The organism is Algoriphagus yeomjeoni, assembly GCF_049821175.1.
GTDB classification, from domain to species: Bacteria; Bacteroidota; Bacteroidia; order Cytophagales; family Cyclobacteriaceae; genus Algoriphagus; species Algoriphagus yeomjeoni_A.
In genome coordinates this window covers 2,861,794-2,886,991 of record NZ_CP187512.1, presented here as the reverse complement: position 1 = coordinate 2,886,991, position 25,198 = coordinate 2,861,794, and the positions used below count along the sequence as shown (strand labels likewise).

At 40.1% G+C, this 25,198-nt stretch carries 18 protein-coding genes; 8 read left to right on the top strand and 10 right to left on the bottom strand.

Annotated elements, in window-relative coordinates:
- The first annotated feature begins 252 nt into the window (after positions 1–252).
- The 7 genes from ACPUEN_RS11505 to ACPUEN_RS11475 all read left to right on the top strand — a co-directional run bounded on the left by ACPUEN_RS11505 (position 253) and on the right by ACPUEN_RS11475 (position 6,926).
- Positions 253–1,551, top strand: a complete 1,299-nt coding sequence (locus ACPUEN_RS11505) for a hypothetical protein (RefSeq protein ID WP_425636015.1) — start codon at positions 253–255, stop codon at positions 1,549–1,551.
- A gap of 14 nt (positions 1,552–1,565) precedes the next feature.
- Entirely contained in the window at positions 1,566–2,354 is a 789-nt protein-coding gene (locus ACPUEN_RS11500) for a hypothetical protein (protein ID WP_425636014.1), read from the top strand.
- A gap of 176 nt (positions 2,355–2,530) precedes the next feature.
- Positions 2,531–2,983, top strand: coding sequence for a hypothetical protein (locus tag ACPUEN_RS11495; RefSeq protein ID WP_425636013.1), 453 nt, complete (start codon positions 2,531–2,533; stop codon positions 2,981–2,983).
- 329 nt (positions 2,984–3,312) lie between these two features.
- Positions 3,313–4,749 (top strand): sodium:solute symporter family protein, encoded by a 1,437-nt coding sequence (locus tag ACPUEN_RS11490; RefSeq protein ID WP_425636012.1) that lies wholly within the window; start codon positions 3,313–3,315, stop codon positions 4,747–4,749.
- On the top strand, positions 4,746–5,186 hold the full coding sequence (locus tag ACPUEN_RS11485; protein ID WP_111610639.1) for a GNAT family N-acetyltransferase: 441 nt from the start codon (positions 4,746–4,748) through the stop codon (positions 5,184–5,186). Before ACPUEN_RS11490 ends, ACPUEN_RS11485 begins: the two co-directional genes overlap by 4 nt.
- 1 nt (position 5,187) lies before the next feature.
- Positions 5,188–6,261: an alanine racemase gene (locus tag ACPUEN_RS11480; protein WP_425636011.1), complete on the top strand. Its 1,074-nt coding sequence runs from the start codon at positions 5,188–5,190 to the stop codon at positions 6,259–6,261.
- Between the two features lie 71 nt (positions 6,262–6,332).
- Positions 6,333–6,926: a porin family protein gene (locus ACPUEN_RS11475; protein WP_425636010.1), complete on the top strand. Its 594-nt coding sequence runs from the start codon at positions 6,333–6,335 to the stop codon at positions 6,924–6,926.
- A gap of 215 nt (positions 6,927–7,141) precedes the next feature.
- On the opposite strand, the gene ACPUEN_RS11470 is transcribed toward ACPUEN_RS11475, so the two are convergent.
- The 6 genes from ACPUEN_RS11470 to ACPUEN_RS11445 form a co-directional block, all read right to left on the bottom strand.
- Positions 7,142–8,242, bottom strand: coding sequence for an SO2930 family diheme c-type cytochrome (locus tag ACPUEN_RS11470; protein WP_425636009.1), 1,101 nt, complete (start codon positions 8,240–8,242; stop codon positions 7,142–7,144).
- Positions 8,242–9,534, bottom strand: coding sequence for a parallel beta-helix domain-containing protein (locus tag ACPUEN_RS11465; protein WP_425636008.1), 1,293 nt, complete (start codon positions 9,532–9,534; stop codon positions 8,242–8,244). Before ACPUEN_RS11465 ends, ACPUEN_RS11470 begins: the two co-directional genes overlap by 1 nt.
- 195 nt (positions 9,535–9,729) lie before the next feature.
- Complete coding sequence (locus ACPUEN_RS11460) at positions 9,730–10,452, bottom strand: 3-ketoacyl-ACP reductase (protein WP_425636007.1); 723 nt, start codon at positions 10,450–10,452, stop codon at positions 9,730–9,732.
- Between the two features lie 68 nt (positions 10,453–10,520).
- Positions 10,521–11,264 (bottom strand): subclass B1 metallo-beta-lactamase, encoded by a 744-nt coding sequence (gene bla, locus ACPUEN_RS11455; RefSeq protein WP_425636006.1) that lies wholly within the window; start codon positions 11,262–11,264, stop codon positions 10,521–10,523.
- Positions 11,265–11,293: 29 nt separating this feature from the next.
- On the bottom strand, positions 11,294–12,142 hold the full coding sequence (locus tag ACPUEN_RS11450; RefSeq protein WP_425636005.1) for a hypothetical protein: 849 nt from the start codon (positions 12,140–12,142) through the stop codon (positions 11,294–11,296).
- 80 nt (positions 12,143–12,222) lie between these two features.
- Positions 12,223–15,231: a PVC-type heme-binding CxxCH protein gene (locus tag ACPUEN_RS11445; protein WP_425636004.1), complete on the bottom strand. Its 3,009-nt coding sequence runs from the start codon at positions 15,229–15,231 to the stop codon at positions 12,223–12,225.
- A 182-nt stretch (positions 15,232–15,413) separates the two neighbouring features.
- Between ACPUEN_RS11445 and ACPUEN_RS11440 the strand changes: the two genes are divergently transcribed.
- The gene (locus ACPUEN_RS11440; RefSeq protein WP_425636003.1) at positions 15,414–16,517 is read left to right on the top strand and encodes an SGNH/GDSL hydrolase family protein; all 1,104 of its coding nucleotides are present in this window, start codon (positions 15,414–15,416) and stop codon (positions 16,515–16,517) included.
- 90 nt (positions 16,518–16,607) lie between these two features.
- Here ACPUEN_RS11440 and ACPUEN_RS11435 read toward each other — a convergent pair whose 3' ends face one another.
- The 4 genes from ACPUEN_RS11435 to yaaA form a co-directional block, all read right to left on the bottom strand.
- Positions 16,608–17,840, bottom strand: a complete 1,233-nt coding sequence (locus tag ACPUEN_RS11435) for an MFS transporter (protein WP_425636002.1) — start codon at positions 17,838–17,840, stop codon at positions 16,608–16,610.
- 117 nt (positions 17,841–17,957) lie between these two features.
- Entirely contained in the window at positions 17,958–20,708 is a 2,751-nt protein-coding gene (locus ACPUEN_RS11430; protein WP_425636001.1) for a hypothetical protein, read from the bottom strand.
- A 115-nt stretch (positions 20,709–20,823) separates the two neighbouring features.
- On the bottom strand, positions 20,824–24,291 hold the full coding sequence (locus tag ACPUEN_RS11425) for a hypothetical protein (RefSeq protein ID WP_425636000.1): 3,468 nt from the start codon (positions 24,289–24,291) through the stop codon (positions 20,824–20,826).
- Positions 24,292–24,444: 153 nt separating this feature from the next.
- Positions 24,445–25,197: a peroxide stress protein YaaA gene (yaaA, locus tag ACPUEN_RS11420; RefSeq protein WP_425635999.1), complete on the bottom strand. Its 753-nt coding sequence runs from the start codon at positions 25,195–25,197 to the stop codon at positions 24,445–24,447.
- Between the last annotated feature and the right edge of the window lies 1 nt (position 25,198).

Genomic DNA, 25,198 nt, shown 5'->3' with positions numbered 1-25,198 from the left:
GGAATCGAAAGCTAGTGAGCTCTGAATGATCAGGATTTTCTAGATAAAAATGAAATATGCGCAATTGCGCATATAAACAGTTGCCAGCCATAGGGTCGGACAAAACGCAGCATACTGACAAGTGACGCTTACAAATTATGATATTCAAAAAGAAAAACAATTGACCTTTAGATAAATATGTTAATGATCGAAAACAGTTGAGGGTCAATATTTGAACAGGAAAAACATTATTTTCAACAAAATTTTAAAATTATGAAAAAGTTTTTTTTAAGCTTCCTCTTAATCATAAACCTTTTTATTTCAGCTTTTTCTCAAGGCAGCTGCTGGTCAGATCAAAGCGATTCCTATTGGAAAATAAGTGAATCCTTATACGGTTCGAAAAGATTGTCGAATTGCCACCCAAGTGCGTATTACAATTGTCATGGATTTGTAATCAGTTATTTTGAAAATGGGTGCACCTCGCCAAGTTGGATTGGCGGTCAAATACCAGCACCCTATACCTGCCCGAATTCGCAAGGCATAAAGTCAGCCTCAGCTTACCAAAATAGCGGTAAATATGTTCAAGTTTGCTCAGAAACTTCAGCTAACATTGCATACTACAAGTTTTCTCAAGGTGATCATTCTGCGGTAAAAGAAGCAACTGGAGGTGGTTCTATGGTTAAGTATCTATCAAAATACAATTTTGACGGACCTTTAGTTGCTCATAACCTTACTGGATCATGGTATCATTTGACAGGTCAAGAAAATATTCCTCCCTCACCAATTGAATTTTGGTCGTATATAGGGCCAATCTCAGGAAATCCAAATATTGTTGGGCTGAGTCCTAGGACGTTTTCTGTGAATAACATTTCTGGGGTTAATTATTCATGGTCAATATCAAGTGGGTCTAATAAAATTTATATTTCATCCGCCTCCAATCAAAGCACAGTAACCCTTTCCCCTACTCATAGCGGCACAGCGACTTTAAGACTCAATATTAGTTCAGCTTGCGGTTCTGTAAAGACACAGCATTTCACTTTAAATATACAGACCAATGTTTGCCTTGAAGGCACCTATAACAATGCTGGTAACAATGGACAAAATCTTAATACTGTAAACAGTGTTTCAACAGGTGGTGTTTCAGCAACTGTAACTTGCCCTAATGCAACATCTTTCACTTGGCAAAAAACATCAGGTACTATAAACGGATGGATAGCTTCCGGGGCTACGGTTTCATTTACAATGACCTCAGGTGGTTCGATTAGCTTTACAGTCACTGCGAAGAACGGCTCAACCACTCTAGCCACAAGAAGTGTAACCTTTTACAATTTTGGCTCATTTATGGTATATCCCAACCCTTCTGCAACATCTCTTTCAGTGGATTTAAATGAAGATCTTGAATTTGGTCTTTTCATAGAAAGTCTTGATGGTTCGGCCAAAAGAGAAGTCTCCAAATATAGGGGCGGCTCTTCCATTGACATATCCGACCTTAAAGATGGTGATTATGTGCTGTCAATTTCCTTTGAGGGAAAATTGATCCATAGACAAAGAGTTATAGTTTCTAAAAATTGATTCAAGATTTGGCCATGAAAAACTTCATCATATTATGCGTGTTGATGCTAACACTATCTCTGGACTTACTTGGTCAAGATGATATTTATAACAGATTTAGTATTTCTGTTAGTGGCGGACGGGCGATTCCTATTGGCTCATTTGGGAACAAGGACATTATTAGTTCAGCAATTTATACACCAGAGGATGTGCAAAACCCGTTGGTGATAGGTATAGACAAATCAAAGAGTGGTTTTGCGGAATCCGGCTACTTTTTTAATATAGAAATGAAATATATGTTGAATCAATCTTTTGGGCTACGTTTACGAACAGGATACACATTTAATAGCGTATGGACTGAGGGTATTACTCAGTTCCTTTCTACAAATTACGGAGATCAAAAATTTGAACATGAAGACTACAAAATATTTCATGCTGCTCCGGGTCTGGGATACGAAAAAAAAATAGGGATTTTTAACCTTGGAGTTGGTGTTTATTCAGGTATCGCTTTCACAAACTATCCGTACTATGAAAGCATTCTGACATATACAACAACAAATCCCCCTCTAAAATGGGCGCATGATGGTGATCTCCCAAATTTGAAAGCTCTTCTATTAGGGGCTTCAATAAATATCGAGTATCAAAAATCTTCAAAACTAAACTGGGGGATTGAGCTATCATACCAAAACTCAAACTTTGACTATTCTATGACAACAAGAGTAATTCCAGGAGGTTCACCTAACCCAGAAATTAATGATACTTTAAAAACGTCTATTTTGAATGTTGGCCTTAAACTTCAATATAATTTTACAAGAAAAAAATAACTTCAAATTCAATCAAAAAAATATCGGACTTAATCTTACGGCTGGCAACATTGTGTAGCTTCCATGCGGGAGGATGTGCAAACTTGAACCGTTGTACCACTTTGCTTGTCTTGTGCTGACAGACAGTGAACAGCATCTAAGCCCGCACGGCAGCTACACTTAAACGTTTGTAGCTAATGAAAAGAATGAAACCAATCTTATACTTTATTCTAAGCGTAATCATTACTTCCTGTAAAAGTGAAAGTAATACTAAAAGTACTGCTGCAAATGATCAAATGGGACATCAGATAATGCAATTTGAGGACGATCTTAATTTTATCACACATACATTTCCTGATTCCTTATCCGGTGGAGACACGCTTAAAGCTGAAATTTATTCTGAAACCGATGAATGGAAGATTATTGAAGCATATGCAAATTGTTCTATTGAGAATAGTGGAATATTTAAGCCAAAGCATAGGACTCAGCTTGAATGCTTAAGTTTATTTGTTGATGAAAATCGTGTGCTAATTGAATTTGTAACTATCGGAAAAGGTCCCAAGATTTTTGATAAAGTGACTCTTGTTATGGTCAATGATGAAGGAATTCAAAAGGCAGCTGAAATGGATTTTACTTATTACTTGAAATAAAACGTAAGGCTAATTACACCCGTCCAGCCAGATCCTGCGCTAGCTATTCTATTTCGATCTTTCGATTTGAGAATTTGCTTTATTTCATTCATCCCTGAACAGACTTTATCCACCCACAAGAATTCTTTTAATTTTTACAATTACCCTGCTTCGGTCTTCGGTCTTCAGACTTCCGTCCTTTTCTTTATTTATAGAATTATTCCAATTTAAAATTGCACTGAATGATCAAATTTATCCTTTAAACCCAATAAAATTTTGAATATGAGCCTTATTGCTTAACTTTGAAAAATTATATTTCAAGAGGAATTTGTTACAAATAGAAAATAGGTATGAGTTATTTAGATCTGGGGATCTTTGTGGCCTACATGCTGGCGATGCTGGGTGTGGGATTTTTTTACATGAAACAGAACTCAGGTCAGGAGGATTATTATGTGGGAGGTCGCAGTATTGGGCCTTGGCATATAGGTCTTTCCGTAGTAGCCACTGATGTAGGAGGAGGTTTCTCGATTGGACTCGGTGGACTAGGATTTGTAATGGGGCTCTCCGGATCCTGGATGCTTTTTACAGGTCTTCTGGGCGCTTGGCTCGCTGCGGTAGTTTTGATTCCGAGAGTAAAATCAGACCCAGCTTTTGCTAAGTTTTTCACCTTTCCACAGATCATCGGGCATCTGTATAATTCCACCACAGCCAAAGTCGCAGCAGTGATCTGCTTTCTCGGGTATTTGGGTTTTACCTCTTCACAACTTTTGGCTGGCGCCAAGCTCGCTTCGGGGACTTTTGAAGCGCTTGATCTAACTTATGCACTGCTGATCATGGGAGCTATTGCAGTAGTTTATACCGTAATGGGTGGTTTGAAAGCAGTGATCTATACCGATACTATCCAATGGATAATCTTGATGGCGGGTTTGATGTTCATTGGGATTCCTATTTCTTACAAATATGTAGGAGGCTGGGAAGGGATTCAAAGCACTTTGCCGCAGGAATTCTTCTCCTTTTCCAACCTTACTTGGCAGGATCTCGCCAACTGGGGAATTACCATAATTCCAATCTGGTTTGTGGGGATGACACTTTATCAGCGGATTTTTGCAGCTCGGGATGTGAAGTCTGCGAAGAAGGCTTGGTTTATCGCCGGCCTATTTGAATGGCCGATTATGGCACTTTTAGGCGTTTCTTTGGGTTTACTATCAAGAGTGGCTGTCGAGCAGGGTGCGCTGGAAGGGTTCACCACTGCGATGGATCCAGAGATGGGGCTTCCTGTGCTGTTAAGCCAGATCTTACCAGCAGGTATATTGGGATTAATGATGTCAGCATATTTCTCAGCAGTTCTTTCTACTGCAGATTCCTGTCTGATGGCCGCCTCAGGTAACCTGACTACAGATATTATTGGGAAATATTTCAAACAGAAATCTCTAAAGGAAGAGATGAGAATCTCTCAGTTATTAACTTTAGCGATAGGCATCGTTGCTATTATAATAGCTTGGCAGATGACAGAGGTTCTCAGTTTGATGTTATATTCCTATGCATTTATGGTTTCTGGGCTACTGGTACCCGTGGTTGCAGGTTTGTTTTTCAATCAGACCAGTGCCAAAGCAGCTACTGCTTCTATGATTACTGGAGGCTCGCTGACAGCGGGATTGATTATTACCGAAGTCGAACTTCCATTTGGCTTAGATGCCAATTTATTCGGGCTTACGCTCTCTTTGCTGACGTTTTTGTCAGTGATTTATTTCGAAAAAAATAACAGTTCAAAGTTAAAATCTATATGATCAAGCTAGAAACTCTATCAACTATTGACAATGCGACTTATTTACAGAAAAATGAGATTGCAGACTTCCTTTTTCTTCACCTTGGTCAATATGGTGATCCCAAGGAGGATATTATGAAGTGCCTGGATTATGCCCTAGATCAAAGTATGCACGCCGGTGGTTTTGTAGTGATGGCTCGTGAAAAGGGGAAAATTCTCGGCGCTCTGATCATGAATAAAACAGGTATGTCCGGCTATATTCCTGAGAATATCTTGGTTTATATTGCTGTAGATGCTGAGCAACGAGGAAAAGGTATTGGTGGGAAAATCATGGACATGGCTATCAAAATGGCTAATGGTTCCATCGCATTGCACGTGGAGCCTGATAATCCAGCGAAGAATCTTTACGAAAGAATTGGTTTCACCAACAAATACCTTGAAATGAGGTTGACTAAGTGAGATGGCTTATTTAACACTTAATAGAACAAAGCTCAAAGAGAATTTTGATTTTCTCAAACAAACGTTTGAAGATAGAGAAGTATCCTGGGGAGCTGTGTCCAAATTACTTTGTGGCAACAAACTTTTTGTCCAAGAACTTATAGACCTTGGTGTGAAGGAGATCCACGATAGTAGGATTGGAAATCTGGAAATTGTCAAAGGACTTAATCCGGAACTTCAAACGGTTTACATCAAGCCTGTATCCAAAAGATATGTGCGGAAGATGGTTCAGTTTGCGGATGTTAGCTTGAACAGCGAGTTGGAGACGATCCGATGGATCAGCAAAGAGGCGGTCAAGCAAAACAAGAAGCATAAGATCATCATCATGGTCGAGACTGGAGACCTTCGTGAAGGAGTAATGGGAGAGCAATTGGTGGAATTTTATTCCCAAATTTTCCAACTTCCAAACATTGAGGTGATAGGACTGGGGACGAATTTGAATTGCTTAAATGGCGTAATGCCATCTGCAGATAAACTCATTCAGCTTTCACTTTACAAGCAAATCATAGAGCTCAAATTCAACAAGGAAATCCCGTGGGTATCTGCTGGGACTTCGGTTACTATTCCGTTGATGTTGACACACCAATTACCTAAAGGAATCAATCATTTTCGAGTAGGGGAAACGCTTTATTTTGGGCTTGATTTATTTGAGGAAAAATTGATCGAAGGAATGAATGGCGATGTGTTTGAACTGCATGCGGAAATAATAGAAATGCAGGAGAAACCGCTTTTACCAGTTGGTAATCTGGCTGCTAACCCTCAGGGAGAGACTGCTGAAATCGACGAATCTCTCTATGGACAAAGTTCTTTTAGAGCGATCATCGACATAGGGTTGCTTGACGTGGATCCAAAATATCTGATTCCGATAGATGGTGAATATGAAATCCTTGGAGGTAGTTCCGATATGCTCATCATTAATTTGTGGAAAAACCCCAAAAATTACAAAGTCGGAGATACCCTAAACTTTGACATGAAATACATGGGTGCATTGAGTTTAATGAACTCAAGTTACATCGATAAGAAGGTTATTAGTTAAAAAGCAGTTACCAAAAATAATTATTGGCATGGTCGTGGGAATACAGTTTGAAAACCAACTTGTATATGACTATGAAAAAAGTATTGCTAATTCTTGCCCTTGGATTCGGAGTAATCCAGCTTTCACAGGCCCAATCATCTGAAAAACTAGGAGGCTTCGGTGTCAGAGGTGGAGCCAGTTTGTTCAATTTTGGGGGAGATGATGTCTCTGAAAATTCCTACACAAACCGGGTAGGTTTCCACGTAGGTGGATACACCATGCTATTTATGACAGATCGTTTAGCGTTGGAGCCGGGTGTTTATTATTCTGTTAAAGGTACTCAGAATGATGATTTTGTAGACAGCCGTGCGATTTTGAATTATGTGGAGGTTCCAGTACTATTTAGACTGTATCCAGGAGATGGTTTTAACGTGTTCGCTGGACCTCAGATTTCCTTTCTAGCAGGATCTAAGTTTGAAGGTGATTTCTTTGGAAATACCATTTCTTACGATTCAGACGCAATTAAAGAAACTGACTTGGGACTGGTTCTAGGTGTAGGTTATAACCTTCCAAAAGGCTTCAACGTGCAAGCTTCTTATGATTACGGATTTACTCCGATCTTCAAAGACAGCGATGCAGATGTATATAACAGAGGGTTCAAATTGTCCGCTGGATTTACTTTCTAAGGAATAATTCAGTAATGTAAAATGCCTCCGACTTTAAAGTTGGGGGCATTTTTTTTAATCACTGAGTTCACCGCACAATTGGAGGGCGGTTCTTTTGTCCCAGAGGGACATCTGGTTGGTTGTCTTGGAGTCTTGGATTTATGTTTTACGTTCCATCGGAACGTTTGATTAAAATTACTATTCGTTCCTATGGAACGATAATACACAGACATATTTTAATGCTCCAACTTCATCCCATTTATCCAGTCCTTGATGAGCTGTACACCTTCTTTGTGGACAGTTGTGCGTCCTAGCTCCGGCATTGCAATCCCAACTATAGTTGAATTCATGCGATGAGTCAGGATTGATTCATCGGCATTGCCAGGTACGATATCAAAGTCAAAAGTTCCAGCACCATTGCCTGCTGCAACCGGAATTTTGTTCACCCCTAGTTTCCTCGGATCTTTTTGATCATATTTTAGGAAAAGCCCAGAAGTGCTTGCCGGGCCTTCTGCGCTATGGCAATGCGAGCAATTGATGTCCAGGTAAGCCATAGCTCTGTCATCCAGCGGAAGATTTTTATCCTCATAGTTAATCATCGCTGGATGGGCCTTTTCTCCCTCAAATCCTTCTAGTTTACCTAACCCTGTCCAGTACGCCAATTGGTTAGCTTTGCCTGAAGTAAATTCCAGCTTATTATTCAGGTGCTGAACTTTTACTCCAATTGGAGCCAATACCTCAGACTTGTTGTGGCAGGTTTTACACTGATTTTTGTTTGGAACGAGGTAGTTGATTACTTGGTCTTTTCCATCATAATCTGTGAAAGATACCTCGATTTCTCCGCCTACTACTTTTAGGATCGCTTCAGTTTGGCTTTCATTCCAAATGTAAGGATAGGCTACCCAGCCTTTTTCCTCATTGATCAATAGTCTTGTTTCTATGATCCTTCTGGCGCCTTCTGGTTCTCTGAAGTCTTCCGGATAATAGAAGTTCTTGATGAGAACAGTGCCTTGAGGAAAATCAAGTTCATTCTCAATAAGCGAGGCTTTTGTTCCTTCTGGAAAAAATATAAAACGGCTTTTCAGTGCATAATCTGTGAAAAGCGAAGAGGCAGGTTTGTAAGGAACCACTTCTTCCACTGGGCTCAATTCATTCAACTCACCAGAAAAGAAACCATAGGTGGAAAGCCTTCCGTATGGGAAAACGCCATCTGCCGATTCTTCTAATAAAGTAGGTTCTTGTACAGCTGCGGTTTCGGGTTCGGTTTTACAGGCAACGATTAAAACCGTAATTGATAAAACAAGATTGAACCCCCAGAAATTTTCACTAGTTCTCATTACATTTCAGCGATTTGGCTGACGTTTGTAGTTACAGTAACGTTGCAGTTTTGAAACGGTGTAGCGTTTTCATAAGACTTGATGTTGTCTTCACCTTCGCTTAGATCGAATCTGGTAAAGAACAGATCTACCATATTTTTCTCCGCTATACAAACGTTCATCGGATTGGTAGTGATGTCTTTGCTAATGGACTCATCCCAAATACCATCGTAGATGATATCCTGAGTTTTGGCTTTGCCATGGGCATTGTATATACTGATCAACTGTCCGAGTTCGCGGGTTAGATCAGGAAAACCTTTACTCCGGTCATATTCATTGTCGTGAATGTAAATATTCGAGGTGTAAGGTGACCAATTTGGAGCTTCGCTGGGGAATCCTGTGATTTGATAACTGGCAATTGCTACGCCTGTAGTTTTGTTGCGAAGGATTCTGTTATTGTATATTTCCACTTCTTTTGCAGCCAAAAGAATCACGCCAGATCCAGGAGGGATCATTGTCACTGTGTTACCATTTGGCCCTTCACCGATTGCTGTTGCAAAGTTCTCATGGTTGTTTTCGATGATGTCGTTATCGTAGATTTTGGTTTTTGCACCGTCAGCTTTCGGCAAGCCTGGTAAGTTGAAAACCAAAATCCCACCTGCATTGTCACGGGCTACATTGCCGAATACTTCTGCATTGTCGCAGTTTTCGATTTCTATACCAGCTACATTTCCGAAGGCAAGAGAGTTTTTGACAATAATGTTTTCAGATTGGCCTACATAGATTCCTGCATCGCGCGAGTGAGAAGCAATTACTTCATCGATCATCACATTTTTACACTGCACAGGATAAATGGCGTAAGTACCATTTTGTGACTTGTCTCCATTCGTCCAGGTGACGTTGATTCTGCGAAAAGTAATGCCATCGGTAAGCTGTACTTTCACTCCATCTCCTGGAGCATCTTCTACGGTTAGATCTTGGATAGTCAGGTTATTTCCTACTAGTTTGATACCTTCTCCACCGGTTTTGAGGTTTTTAAATGAAAGGACAGTTTCCTTCATTCCAGCACCTTTGATGGTAATGTTTGACTTATTGTCAAGAATCAATTGGGTGTTTAATTCATAAAATCCGCCTGGAATCTCAATCGTCGCTCCGTCTTCAGCCATGATAAAGTCTTCGATGACTTTTTCTGTCTGCTCTTGAGACATTTTTGGAAGAACAGAACTGTCAAAGGTCTGTTCATTGGAAGAACTACTACAGCTGATAACTATACTAGAAATAAAAAAAAGACTTAGGAACCTTAGTTGTTTCATAGGGAGTTTATTGATTTTGATAATTCCCTTAAAGCTAAGTAGATAGGAGAGCTAATGCCTTGACTTTTGTCAAATAATAGAGGAAGGTTTGCCATTTATCACTACGGCTAGGATAAACAACCAACTGAACCCAATCCCTTATGGAAGCTATCTATAAGGGATTGGGTTGATTTAGTAAATAATTTTTTGTTATTACTAAGGATTGGTAGACCAAAGTCCTACTTCCTTCACTAAAGCACGCTTTGGCAACTTCAAATGAGCTACGAGCAATTCAGCAAAATCTTCGGGTTGTAGGACTTTGTCTGGATTACCGTCCGTCAGATTATTATCCATGGCTAAGTCTGTAGCAATTGTGCTGGGGCTCATGCTAAATACTCGGATATCTGATTTGCGAACTTCCATCATCAGTGATTCAGTCAGTCCGTTCAGCCCAAATTTGGAAGCACTGTAGGCGCTTGTCATCGCATTTCCTTTTTGTCCGGCAGTAGAGGAGACATTTACGATATCGCCAGACTTGCGCTCCAGCATTCCTGGAAGTACTTCATGGATTACATAGTAAACGCCAAAAAGATTGACCTTCACGATATGCTCCCATTCGCTAACTTCCAGATCCATGAATTTCCCAAACTTCCCGGTTCCAGCATTATTCACCAAAATATCAGGAACTCCAACTTCAGAGATCAAAGAAGCGATGGCGGTTTTGATTGTCCTAAAATCAGATTGATCAGCAACAGCAATCGCAACTTTCAATGAGGAGTCAATTGAAGCTACTTCTTCTTTAACCATTAGTAGGTCTGATTCTGTTCTGGATAGTATTGCCAGATGAACTCCTTCTTTTGCTAATTCCAAGGCTACTGCCTTACCTAGTCCTTTGCCTGCACCAGTGATCAGTGCGGTTTTTCCTTTTAATAATTGCATAGTTTCATGTTTCTTGAATAGTTACAAAACAGCCAGCGAGGAATAGAGTTCAGTGGGAAGGGAGAAAATCAGGGTTTAAATTTTGGGGTAAACATCCCCTCCGTATAATCCAACAATTCCGTCCCACCAACTTTCCCATGTCCTGGGATCACTACAGTAATTTTAGGAAACGTGGACTTTACCTTTAAAACCGTTTTTGACCAGTCAGCGACGTTGGCGTCTTCGAGGTTTCCTTCTCTAGCGCCAAGTGCTTTAATCATGCAGCCACCGAAAAGTACTTTGTCTGCAGGTACGTAGGTGACAAAGTTATCCTTGGTATGACCTTCACCTAGAAATTGATTGATGACTGTTAGATCTCCGGCTTCCAAAGTCAACTTCTTTTTAAAGCCATTTTCAGGAGTGGGATATCCTGCGGCTTTCGCCAACTTGATTGTTTTGTCAGAAGCGTTGGAGGGAATTCCTTTGGTATGAAACTCATTCAATCCACCCAAGCAATCCCAATGAAAATGGGTTGCGATAACCCCTTTGATTTTTACTCTTTGCTCTTTTTCCAGCCAGTTGATCAACTCCAGACTGGCTTCTTCATTAGCCGGCGTATCAAAAACCAGAGCTTCTCCATCGTTCATGACGATCATTCCATTGCAGGCCACTTTCCCAAAATCATCGGTATTTAAGTAGCTGATGTGGACAAAAGTATTTGGGCTGATTTGCTGGATTTGAAGTGTTTCGGATTTATATAGCGTCTCTTGGGCGAGAGTGACATTTGCCAATATTGAAAAGAAAAATATTAGATTGAAAAGGTACTGCTTCATCTTGTTCTTTATAGAAGGTTTGAGAGACGTTATACGATCGGTTCAAAGAGAATAGGGTCAAATTGCTTGGACTCAAATCGTTGAAAATCTAATGCATTTGCCATTTCCTCTGAAGAAAAGGTTAGCTGGAAATGTGCCAAAATTTCAGGAAAAGCTGTGAGAAAATCAGGATAATTTATCAATAAGGCATTGGAGTTTTTTGCTGCTAAAGCATTTTTCCGATGTCCTTCAATCATATGGCGGAGGTAACTCTCTTGATCCTCGCATATAGAGCTTTCTACAAAATGTTTTCTCAAAATATCTACTGGATGATGCCACCAATCGATAAATCCTCCATCTTCCTTTGTGAGTATCTTAACAAGTTCTTCGGTCTCCCGGTCTATATAAATCCACGGGGAACTTGGATAAAGCTTTTGGAAAAGCTGAATCAAGAATACATTCCAAGAAGTTAATTTGAAAATGATAGACTTCTTACCATCTCCCGAGATAGCATACGCTTCAATTATTTGCTTTAGTTGATTCAGAGCTTGTGCTTCAGTGATCTGGTGCATCAAATAAGACAGCAAAAGGCCATTTATTGCTTCAGGTTCTGAGATCATTCTTACTTGGGGTGATGAGCCAATCATTCTGCCTAGGAGGGTAGATCCACAGTGTGCTGTATGAAAAATAAAGCCACGGATAGGCAATAATCCTTCTTCTCGTGGTAATAGGGACTCTCCTAAAGTGGAAGTTTTTCGATCGGTAAATGCCTTTCGTTTCGCTGAAACCCCTTGATTGAAAAATGGGTAAAGAAATACTTCAGGATCAATTTCTTCACAGTAAGGGGTGGGTGTATCACTTATGGTAGTGTAGATGGGGAAGCTGAATGTTTTGCTCATAAGTTCAGTGAAAAATATGGGGTGAAAAAACACCTGCACAGGGCTTGAAAAATTGAATTCCAGTGCAGGTGATTTTTAAATTATTTCCTCAACGTTTCTAAATAACTCACCAAATTCACCAGCTCCGTCTCCGAAAGCGGGAACTTTGGCATCAAAGATTCTTCTAATTGAGTGATGCTTTCCACATTCACCAGCTTGTAAATCTTTTGTTCGGCAGTTCCCACCAATTTTACCACCAAGTCATTCTCTGTTTTAGAGTTGACTATGCAAGTGAATTGCGTACCATCTTTTAGTTTGACAAGCTGAGTCTCATATCCAAATCCCATTCCCTCAGATGGATTTAGAATAGCATTAAATAGCCCTTCTTTGGATAATTTATCTCCGATTTCTGTCAGCGCAGGGCCAAAATCAATTCCTTTATCTCCGATTTTATGGCAGGCAAGACAGTAAGTATCAGCAAGGAGCAGTCCTTTTTCCACGTCTCCTTGCTGCGCAAGAAGCTTTGGTAAATCCACTGCGTCCATATCAGAAGCATCTCCAAATTTCTCATTTGCTTCGGCGCGGATAGTCCCATTCCAAGAGGACAGGAGGATTTTTTCAGCTATAGGGAGCATATCTGCCGGTATTTGATCGGCTTTTGCAAGTTCCCATAAATAGGGCTCTGAATTATAACCTCTGGCTGCTTCCATAGCTGCTTTTCGTAGTTCCAAAGATTTTGATTCGTCGGTATAGATTTTGGCAAGAGCTTTTGCCATGGCTTCATTGTCTATGCTCCCAAACTTTTGAATAGCAAGAATGCTCTGTGCTTGATCTGTATCTGAAAATGATTTTTCGATATCATCCATGCCGTAAAGGGATGCATAAATATTTGCTGCCATCTGTGAATGCCTATTGTTTTCAGATTGATAAACAAGCTTTCTCAGTCTGTCTTTTTGATCTGTCAACTCATATTTGCTGACAATATCCATGAAGTCCCGATCATCCGAAATGCTTCCGGCTGTTTGTCTTGCAAGGGAAAGTATCTGTCTGTCTGGATTAGATGGATCAAAGCTGATCTGCCTCAAAATAATCAATTGATCTTCTTCAGGAGCATTTGCTAAAAGCCCTTTTAAGGTTTCATTCTTGGTATTAGAAGGTTGAAAATCCAGTGCTCTATAGTAAGCTTGATTATTTCTTCCAGGTTGAGTGAGAATGATTTTACCAAGCAATTCGGCGGTGTTGCTTGCTCGTGATCTCCAGACAATGTCTTTGGCCTCTTGGCTTTCCATCCAGCCTGTTCCTACAGCATCTAGATATTTTGGCAAGTAATCATCCCAAAAACCTTCAGCAGCAATTCCCAACGCCTCTAAATACCAGCGGTCTCCACTTTCATAATTATTGGCAAGCTTCAGCCAAACTTCTGTGTTTGATTTATATCGGATCGCCAATGCGACTTCTCTACGGACCTGAGCGGATTCGTCTCCTGCCATTTCTAGCAAGAAGGATACGTCACTCATTTTGTTATTTCTATAGGCACGAACGGCCGCTACTCTTATATTTTCATCCGAGTCTGACGCTGCTGTTTTAATGTAATCATTGCCATTTGGCAGTTTGGTTAGTACCCAAAATGCCCGCGCTCTCATTCTACTATCACCTTCAGTATAGAGTTTCTCTAAAGCGTCTTTTGCCTCAGCCCCTTTTTCTACCAACGCCATAAAAGCTTTAAAATGAGTCGCGCGATTGGGGCTTTGTAGTAATTCAACTAATGAAGAGATGCTGGAATAATCTGGTTTGCTTACATTATAATCAACCCCTTTTGGCGCCAATCTATAAATTCTTCCTTTGTCCAAATCTCCCATAGCATGTCCACCAACTCCCGGATCATACCAGTCGGAAATAAACAAAGAGCCATCGGGAGCAACGGTCACATCAGAAGGTCTAAACCAATTATCTCTTGGATTTCCATCAAGGAGATTTATGATTTTCGCATTGAAACCTGCTCCAGAAGGGGTAGTAGGGTAGGCTCTCACAATGTTTGGACCAGCATCTGAGTGAATTATCTGATTTTGATATTCTTCCGGTAGCAATTTTCCTTCATATACTAAAATCCCTGTAGGCGAACCTGCATAGGTCTGAAGAAGGTTAGGAACCACACCTGGGTCATTCAAGTGCCAGTGCTGCTGATAGACAGAATCTTCCATATTTATCCTTCTGGCTCTCCAGTCCGCCCCGGTTACTTCGTCTTTGAAGCCATAGTTTCCATAGTCCATTACATAGTTGATTCGGGTACTTCTATTCCCGTCATCATCATTATCGGATTGCCACATTCTGCCATAGCTATCTGTGGCTAATTCGTAGTTGTTTCGAAAATTCCAGCCTAACACTTCTACATCAGACCCGTCAGGATCCATTCGGAAGACCATCCCTTCCCGATAAGGTTGGGTTTCACTGTTTACTGGCCTTCCAAGAGGGTCTAGAATTGGTGATCCATCAGCATGGCGGATTCCTCTTCCTTCATTTCCGTAGTTAAAATATATTTTGCCGTCAGGGCCAAAATTGAATGAGTGCATCCCGTGATCATGTTGCTCACCTCCGACGCCTTCAAATAAGATCTCCTTTTTCTCTGGCACATCATCTCCATCCGCATCGGTAAATACATACACATAAGGGCTGACGGAGACATAGACTTTATCTCCAAGTACTGCAATACCTAAAGCGGCATTGATGTCATTTCCTTGATAAAAAACTTTGGACTCGTCTGCCACTCCATCACCGTCAGTATCCTCCATGATCAAGATTCGATCTCCTTCAGCTCGGGTTGGGTTTCTAGGGTTCAAAGAAGTTCGGTAGTTATATGCTTCTGCTATCCACACGCGACCACGATCGTCAATATCCATATTTGTAGGATTTGACATCATTGGTTCTGAAGCAAAAAGTGTGAGTTCTAAACGGTCATCCGACACGAGAATCCCATCTAAAGCATGCTCGGGGCTTCTTTTTTGTTCTTCTGTTAGTTTGGAATATTCTTCATCTGTAAGTTGGACAGGTTTTTTTTCGCAAGAAAAAAGTATAAAGCCTAACAGACTTAGGAGAGATAATTTTTTAAACATAGGGTTAAAGGTTAGCAGGGTTTTTAAACAAGACTTTAAATTAAAGAAAAGTCTTGGAAAGTGATGAGAAAGAAAGGTTTGAATCATCAGGGGTCGACTATTTACTAGCCAAAAAACAGCTTCAGCAGTTTTTCATTTAACTAGACTATAGCTCTTGACTTAGAGAGCCTTATTTTTAGAGTATGAAAACTACACGTACAAGTTTTGCAGTCCTGATTTGTATCCTTTTGGTGAATGCATCATGGGCACAAGAAATAAAATGGTTTGGAGAAAGTCCGGAAATGATGGCTGCTGTCGAAGGTCGAGGTTGGGATGATATAGGGTTTAATCGTTTGCCAGCATCCTCAGAAGGAATTGTAAGAGATCCTGTATGGAACTTGTCTAGACAGACAGCAGGCCTTTCCTTACATTTTACAACAGACAGCCCCGAAATTCAAGTATCCTACACGCCTACATCAACCCGTCTGGAAATGCCACACATGCCAGCAACGGGTGTAAGTGGAGTTGATTTGTATGTAAAAGATGCTTCTGGAAAACTCCTGTGGGTGAGAGGGAATTATCAATTTGCTGAAAAAATCACCTATAAATTTCAACTTGATAATGATGCTGGTTCTTCTAAAGAGTTTCAGTTTTTTCTGCCACTTTATAATGGATTGAGTGAGCTGCAGATTGGTATTCCAGATGATAAAGCCTTTGCTTTTATTCCCAAGAGAACCGAAAAGCCTATCTTGGTTTACGGAACTTCCATAGCTCAGGGAGCCTGCGCCTCACGAGCAGGGATGGCTTGGACCAACATTTTGTCTAGGGAAATGAATCTCCCCATAATCAATTTGGCTTTCTCAGGAAACGGTAGGATGGAGGAGGAGGTGATTGAATATGTCTCTCAGATTGATCCTGCAGTTTTTGTATTGGACTGTCTTCCAAATTTAGGTAGCTTTTCTGAAAGCGAAGTCAAAAACAAACTGATCTATGCGGTCAACACTCTGCGGTCAAAATATCCAACCACACCTATTTTATTGACTGAGCATGCAGGTTATTCGGATGGGTTGGTTTATGAGCCAAGAGCGGAGATTTATGAGAATTTAAATAACTGGCTTCATCAAAGTTTCCTGGAGTTAAGAAAGGGTGGAATCACAAATGTGTATATGCTAACAAAAGACGAATTAGACTTGGGTACAGATGATTTCGTAGACGGTACGCATCCCACGGATTTGGGGATGGCAAAGTATGCATCAGCTTATGCTAAAAAGTTGAAGGAGATAGTAGAGAATGGAAATCAATACTAAATTCAGGACCTGTTTTAGATTTTAACTAGTTATAGTATTCTCTATAGAGCAAAAAAAAGCAGCCCTTAGGCTGCTTTTTAGATAGAGTACTTAGTGCGTTGTAGGAATTGCCTCAGTTGATTTGGAATTCTTCTGCCAGAAGAAAAATATCGTAAAAAGGACTATGAGGATAATCGGGAAAATCATGATTTTCTGCAAAGTTTCCTGACCTGCTGCCAACTCTAAATCTGCTCCGGTGAGACCTGCTGCGGACATGGCGGCATTGGATCCATCAATCCAGCCTCCGATAATCGGTTGGAAAATAGCAGTAGAGAACATTCCTACGCCTCCAAGGATGGACATTCCAAGTGCACCACTCAGTGGCACTCTTTGTGCGACAGCTCCTACCATTACCGGCCAGAAATAACCCACACCTAATGCGAAAATTACCGCAGCAGCATAGGCCATTGGCCCTGTAACTGTACTAAATAAATATATCCCTAAAGTTGCTAAAATTGATCCTGCCAAGAGTACACCAGTCTGACCCAAGGTCTGCACTACAGGTCCTGCAAAGAATCTGGCTACTGCCATTACGCCTGTAGTCAATGCAAGTATCAACATTGGGCTAGCACCGCTTGAACCCATGATCAATCCAACCCACTGTTGTGGTCCAAATTCGGAAATCGCCGTTAAAGCCATTGCAATGAAAAGGAAGATAAAAACTGGGCTGAACATTGCTTTAAGATTCTCAACCAAAGAAGTAGAGCCTTCAATTTTCGGTTGAGGGAAAGCTTTGCCAAAGAATAAGAATGCATAAACAAGCGTAGGGATCATCATTACCCAGATTTGAGCTTCCCAACCCATATTTAAATCCGTCATAAACTTGGAAATCAAAGATCCAAGGACGATTCCACCCGGGAACCACATGTGGAAACGATTCAGCATCTTATTCATTTTGACGCCGGTGTACATATCCGCAATCATTGGATTGCAAGCTGCCTCTGTACAGCCATTACCAAATCCGATAAATAAGGTAGATATCAATAGTGTAGTGTAACCATCAGCGTAGATGGTCAAAAGAATACCTAATGTGTGCATAAGAAATGCAACTCGCATGATGTTGGCGGGTCCGACTTTATGGTATAATAGCCCACCTAAAATCATGGAAATAGGAAATCCTAGGAACCACATGGAATTGATAAAGCCAAGCTGCGCAGCACTTAGGCCGAATGTGTCTCCTAACTCAGGAAGTATACCTGCTCGAATTGCGAAGGTGAAGGCGGTGGTAATTAGCGCAAAGCAACTTGCATTAAAGAGTGCACTTTTGTTGATGGTTTGAGTCATATAATGATAGGTTTTAGAATTTTGGGTTGTGAACGATTTTTTCTAGAGGTGGGAAAGTAGGAAAAATATTGCATTCAACTTTCCCGCTAATAAAAAAAAATCTTTCTGGTTATATCTTTAATCTATTACCAGCAGAGAAACAGTTTCTTTTTCTTCAAGCCCGTAAAGAGGGTTTCTAAGCGCAATTACAGCTACATAAGTACCTGGCTGGACATATTTTCCAAAGGCTTTTCCATCCCATTTGAGCACAGCGACTTCTACTGGAATATCATTAGTTTTACTGTGATGGATTAACTCACCTTGGCGGTTAAAAATGAAAAGTTCAGCCTCTGTCACACCTTCGCTCATCAATACCCTAAAGTCTTTGTCAGGATTTCCTAGAATTACAGCATTAGGATAAACGATTTGATAGTCACAGACATCATAGGTTCTAAACTCATCCTCAAATTCACACCCATCCAGTGTAGTCACCATCAATTTATAATTCCCAACCTTACTAGGTTTAAACAATCGATTCGTTGAAACGAGTTGCTCTTCAAAATACCATTCATAGGATTGGTAATCCCCAGCATCGATCGGAGGTATGTTATTGCCTTTAGAGCAGGCAGGATAGCTTTCGTCCAGATTCGGCAGGGTCAACAGGGTGCTTTCCTCTACCAAAATAAGATTTCTTCCTATCTCACAATGAAACTTATTATAGGCCACAGCTTCATAGGTGCCTGGGGCATTTACTTCTATTTCGAAGAGATTATTGAATTCTGGGAGTTCTTGCCGTTGATCATTTAGATCATAATAAATCCACTCTGTCTCTAGAACCTCAACCTCATCAGTCGTCAAAGTAACCACTGCCGTTCCAGGTTGAGGGCAAATTTTGGTAGCTTCTAGAACCATGGGTACAGAAGTAATAGGTGGAGTAACCTCAAATTCTACAGGTGCAGGCTCGCAAAATCCGCTAGCCAATGGTTGGATAACAAGCGAGAATGTACCTGCTGTGGCTGGATAGAATTCCACACCTCTTCCTACTATTTCGTTATTTGAATTAATCCACCGAATACTGGTCTCATCTGGGAGTAAGCCTTGAAGTACTGCTTCATATTGAATAGGATCAAAGCATCCTTTTTCTATTTTGACTGGTTCAAATGTGAATTTTGAAGAAAAAGTTACTTGGAAGTCTTCCACTCGTGGACATAAAGTTGAGGAAGAATTATTCGCTTCAGCTTTCAATGAGTAAGCCCCTTCTTCGTCAAGAGGAAAGGCTTGTCCCGAACTTAAAGACCTGGAAGTGCCATCTGGATACGTCAGTGTAAAAAGTAAATTTTGGCTAGTCTCCGGGATATAGTCGAAGTTGTCACAAATATAAAAATCACCAGGCGTACTGAATTCTACCTGCGCTTGCTTGGCAATTGTAAAGGTTTCGTTTTGATAGGTGCATCCATCAATTATTAGCTCTAAAATATAATTTCCAGACGACAGGTTGAGGGCCAATAATCCATTTGTTGGAATTGTACCGGCGTCGATCACCCCTTTTGAATCCGAAAATAATCGGTATTCTCCTATGCCAATAGGCTGACCAAAATCAACCTCTACTTTTCCTTGAATAACTCCAGTTGCAGAGCATGATTCGGGTTCAGTAGATACAGTAGTGGAAATTTGATTGGGAGGACTTGGAGTTACCGGAGGGTTTTTGGCTTGCAACTGTACTAAGTTGGTGAGGTTACACCCATTTTGAGTAGCAATTACTGAATAGATTTTAGGCTCAAGGTTAGTGTAAGTAAATACTTGTCCGGCGGTAACTGAAGATAACCTAATTCCAAGTTCAGGAATTTCTATTGATTCTAGATTGGACCCGGATGTGATTTGAAAGCTTCCATTTTCAGAAATACAGTCATCTGGCGAGATCAGGATTTGTGTATTAATTTTTGGAGATTCTAAAAGTTCAAATGCTATTTTTCTTTCTGAAGGGCAATCTGGATAGTTTTCATCCACTGCACTAAAAAATACTTCATAAATACCGGAGCCATCAAGATCACTCGATTCTAGGGTGATTTGATAAGCATTACCCTGGCTAATTTTTGTGGAAGTCCCACTCTTGCGGATAAACCATTCTCCTGTCAAAGGTGTATCTGTACCAATGGTAATGCTACTACCTTCACAAATTTGGTTGCTTGATTGTGTGATTTTATAATCGATTGCAGGGCCTACGAAGGTAGATCCTCTTATAGTACATGCTTGAGTTCCGTCCGCGTTTGTTAAATAAAACTCAACGAAATGGTAGCCAACGCTATAGGTCAATAATTCATTTCCTGTTCCAATTTCTACTTCATCGCCATTTTCATCCAGAGATTTCCAACTGATAGTATAATCTGATAGACTAGGTGTAGTTGGGTCTAAGGCAGTTAGCAAAACAGGTTGATCGCCACAAACGAGGTAGTCTTGCTTCAACGCCAATTCAGCTCCTTTTTGGATTTTTACCTCTAAATCTTCCTGATAAAAATTGGAATTAGTGCCCCTTCTTACTTTCAATGAAACAGTGTAAGATCCTACTTCAGCAAATAAAAATTGTATGGTTTCAAACTGATTACCACCGCTTCTATTTAAGAGTTCTTGCCCCGTAGAATTTGTTATTATCCACTGATATACATCGCCAGGGTCGCCTCCAGCACTGTATGTTCCGATTACCCCACCTAAGACGATACACAAATTTGAGTCTCCTGTGAGTTGGGGATTTGCAATTGCAGAATAGGTAGGTTCGGGTTTATTTGGGATTATTATTTCTCTCCCAAGGTTTACAAAGGGAGACGAAATAAGAATAATCCAAACCAAAATCAACCCGATCATCCTTGCGGGGAATTGGTTATTAAGGTTCAATGAAATCAAATTAGGGTGTGTGCAAAGATAGCAATACCATAACTTTAATAGACTGGTATAGTGGTAAGCGAGTTCAAAAAATGTTCCAATCCGATTTTTGACTCTATTTTCTGAGCTATTCTATAATGAGAATGGAGCCAAAATCCGATTTTGAAACCTGCTGCTGATAATTTTTAAAATTTATGCGCACAGCATAATTTCCATTTGGTATTGCTTTCCCATTGTAGGTACCGTCCCATATGCAGGTAGATTCTTCAGAAATAAGATTAGTTTGAGTACATTCAAAAACCACCTGTCCCCACTTGTTTAGGATGACGAGGTCGAGTTCGTCGATTAGGTAATTGGTATAAATCAAAAACTCCTTGTCTGGATTGCCAGGTTGTACAGCATTAGGATAGATTACTTTTAGCTCACATTCTTCTTCAGTGGTAAAGTCTGTCTGATATGCACAACCCTCAGCACTATAAACGATGAGTCTGTAGTTTCCTATTGACTGTGGTTTATAAACCGAATTGGTCGAGACAAGCTGGTCCTCAAAGTACCATTCATAGCTAGCAAAGCTGCCCGGATTGATTGATGGGCCAATATCGTATTTTGGGCATATTTGGTAGCTTTCTTCTACTTCAGGCCTGACTGTGTCTGTACTTCTTAAAATCAAAACCTGATCAAACCCTAAAAGGCATGGTACATTATTGTTAATACGAACCTCATAGGTTCCTTCTCTAATAGCTAAAATTTCTTCTTTGTTGCGCTCGCTCGTCAGTTCTATTTGCTCACCGGTAGGAAAGGTGTACCACCATTCTATGGAGGTCACTAAACTAAAGTCTGCCTCTGCTCGAATATTTGCTGATGGTGAATCAGGGCAAAGTGGTTCCGCTATGAGAGATACTGGTACATCTAAAATAGACGCTTCAACATTAAATTCAATAGGTATTAATACACAAGGTAAACTTCCTTTTGGTTGCACTTCCAAGGAATATGTTGCTGAGACATTGTCTAAAATTAAAAACTCATCCGTTCCAATTACTGCCCCATTTGAGTCATACCAGAAGATATTGGCATCCGAAGCTGTAGAGCCAGTGAGTTTGGCTTGATAGGTTTTTTGCCCATCACAATCTTCACTGAATACTATTGGTTCAAATGGAATTGGCTGATTTACGATCACAGAGAATTCTTTTATTTCAGGACAATTTGGAGAACTATTTAGTGGATCAAAACCGTACAAACTATACGTACCAGATTGATTGAGAGTAAATGCTTCGCCTGCGTTTTTGTCAACGATAGTACCATCCGGCTGAGTTAGCGAGAATTGAAGAGGCTGTGTTGTTTCTGGGATAAGATCATAAGTTTCACAAATTGAAAGGGAGTCGGGAACTGTAAAGATGACTTTTTCAGCAGTTAAATCAAGTTGAATTATGGTTCTACCCAATTCGCAATCTTTATTCAATGATGGGATTCTAGCAAAAACAGCCGCTTCATAAGTTCCCTCTAAATCTACCTCTATTTGGTATTTGTCATCAAATTGATTGAGAAACTCTATGTTTCCATCCTTATCATATCTTCTCCATTCTACATTTGTGACTTCTTCTGGGAAAGTAGTAGTCATGTCAATGATGGCTTTTGGGCCTAATTCGCAGAGTTTTGTTGATGTTAAAGATATATCTACAGAGAGCACCGGCTCTTTTGCAATAAATGGCTTAGGTGCTATTGGACAGGCCGTACTGTTGGCAGGTTGCACTTCAAGTGAATAATTACCAAAGGAACTAGGTGGGAGGTCAAGTCTTTGGCTAGTACCTATTATTTCGTCATTCTCGTTTCTCCAGAAAAACAATACCGTAGAAGGGTCTCTGGAGAAAATATCAGCTTCATAGCTTCTGTTTCCGACAGTGCAATCTTCACTAACTAGGATGATTTCGAAATCTACCGGATCTATTAAATCAACCAAAATTGTTTTCTCAATAGGACATATGTCGCTCTGATTCTCCAAAGTTCCAATGATCTTGTATTCACCCTTTTGATCTAACAGGATTTCCTCACCTGCATTTTTAACATCAACACTTAAGTCTGGGCGTGTTACAGTAAAAGTTAGAGGCTGTGAAGTTTCGGGTATTAAGTTAAAGGATTCGCAAATATTTAAGTTACTTGGAACTTGAAAGGTAGTTTGATCTTTTCCGGGTATTACTAGCTCTGTTCTACTTGGTAAAATGCACTCATCATCATCATCATAAACTTCAAAAAAGTAATTTCCTCCAGGGATATCCACGCGGAATACGGCAGAATTAGGTAAACCTAGATTTTTGGCTACCCCACCTTTTTCATTCACCACTCTGTAAAATGCATTGGGGTTAGGGCCATTCAGCATAGTCACTTGAAATGACCCTGGGATTTTACCATTAATAGTACAAGCCTCTCCGATAATATCATCTACAGTAAACTCCAGTGCTGGAGGGGGATTGGTTAATGGAACTACCGACCCTAATGAGTTAATACACGGCCCTAAACCTCCTATTAAATTATAGGTGCCCGATTTTAAATTGGGGATTTCTATCAGATCTCCAGCAGCATAGGGTCCGTAAGATAGTCCAGTCCCTTCAATGTTAATAAAATCTAAGTCAGTTATTGCTCTCATGGTTAACATGCCATCTGCTTGAAGACATCCACTCGAGGTGTTTGCGGATTCGAAAACAAAAATAGGTTCAGGGTTGTAGCTGAAATTTATTTTGCCCTCTGATGAACAAGCTGGATTGAGAGAATTTGACAATACAAAAGAGACTTCATAATCACCAAATTCAATTAAATCTGATCCTGGCCGAATTGTTAATGAGTTTCTAATCCCAAATGATTTTTTTGAAGTATCCCCAATTTTTTGAACAAACCATTCCCCTAGCAGCTGTGGTTTAGTAGTAAAAGAGATTTCTCCGTCTATACAAACTCCAACATCTGAACTTTCAATAACTATTGTTGAAATATTGGAGATATTGGTTGTCAATAAATAGTCACAGGATTTCTCTCCAGACGGACTTTCAATAAAATACCTAACTGAAAATTCACCTTCATCAGTTGTCACCAGAGTATTTGAGGTGGAAACAATTGAACCTGTACTATTTTTCCATTCAAATTTATAATTTGAAAAATTGCTGCTTGAAGGATCGATTGCTTGAATCTCTAAAGGGGTTGAAGCACATGAAATGTATTCAGCAGCGAGAAGTTGTATAGGCTTCTGAATGACCTGGACATCTTTTGTGAATTTTGCTATCTGGATGCCGCCACGGCTAACGTCTAATTCTACTTTATGAACTCCGTTTGTAATAAAAGTATAATCGATATTTTGAAAAGCTCCCGAATTCTTTGAAAACAAAAGGTTACCTGATGGACCATAAATTTTCCATCCGTACAGGTCAGTCACTGGATCTCCAGCACCACTAAAACTACCAATGACTGTTCCTGAAATATTACACAAAATACCCGGTCCAATTAGTTCAGGATCAGCAACACCGGTAATTCCAGAGAGTTCCTCATTGGATTTATTTTCAAGGATATAAGAAAAGGATAAACCGAGGGTAACTACTGCCAAAAGCAGCATTAAAGTGAATAGCTTAAACGTTTTATTGCCTATGAACTTCAACTGAAAATATAAAAACGGTGAGAATCAGACCTCTAAGCTACCATTTAAATAAGGTCAAAAAAAATCCAGCGATTAAAAATGAGCGCTGGATTTTTCAGACCTACTGCCTTATTACCTTACATATATCCAATTGTTCTCGCTACTCAATTTCTCAGAAAACTCATAGCCACTTTCATTAAAAGTCTTCAGCTGCTCAGGATCAGAGATTCTATTTTTAATTGCAAAATTACTCATCATACCTCGAGCTTGTTTTGCAAAAAAACCTACGATTTTGTAACTGTCTTCTTTGTATTCTTTGAAATCAATGTTAATCACTGGGCTTTTTAAGGATTTCAAATGAACCGCTTTGAAGTATTCCTGGGAAGCAAGATTTATTATAGTTTTCCCATTTGCTGCGTTATTGATGGCTTTGGAGATTTTTCTATCCCAAAACTCATAAAGGTTCTTTCCTTTTTTATTCTCCAATTTAATCCCCATTTCCAACCGGTAGGGCTGAATTAGATCCAATGGTTTCAATAAACCATATAGGCCAGAAAGTATTCTCAAATGCTCTTGAGCAAAATCAAAATCCTCCTTAGAATACTCGTCTACATCTATTTTTGTATAGACATCACCTTTGAAAGCCAGTAATGCCTGCTTGGAATTTTCCTCGGTAAAGTCCTTTTGAAACGTCTTAAATCGTTCATTATTCAGCTCAGCCAAATTATCAGAGATATGCATAAGTTCTCCGATTTCTTTGGCCGACTTCTTTTTCATGATTCTCACTAAGGTGTGAGTGTCAGTTTGGAAATCAGGTTGTGTGGACTCTGTGAAACTTGGGGTGCTATAGTCCAGCGTCTTTGCTGGTGAAATAAGGATAAGCATA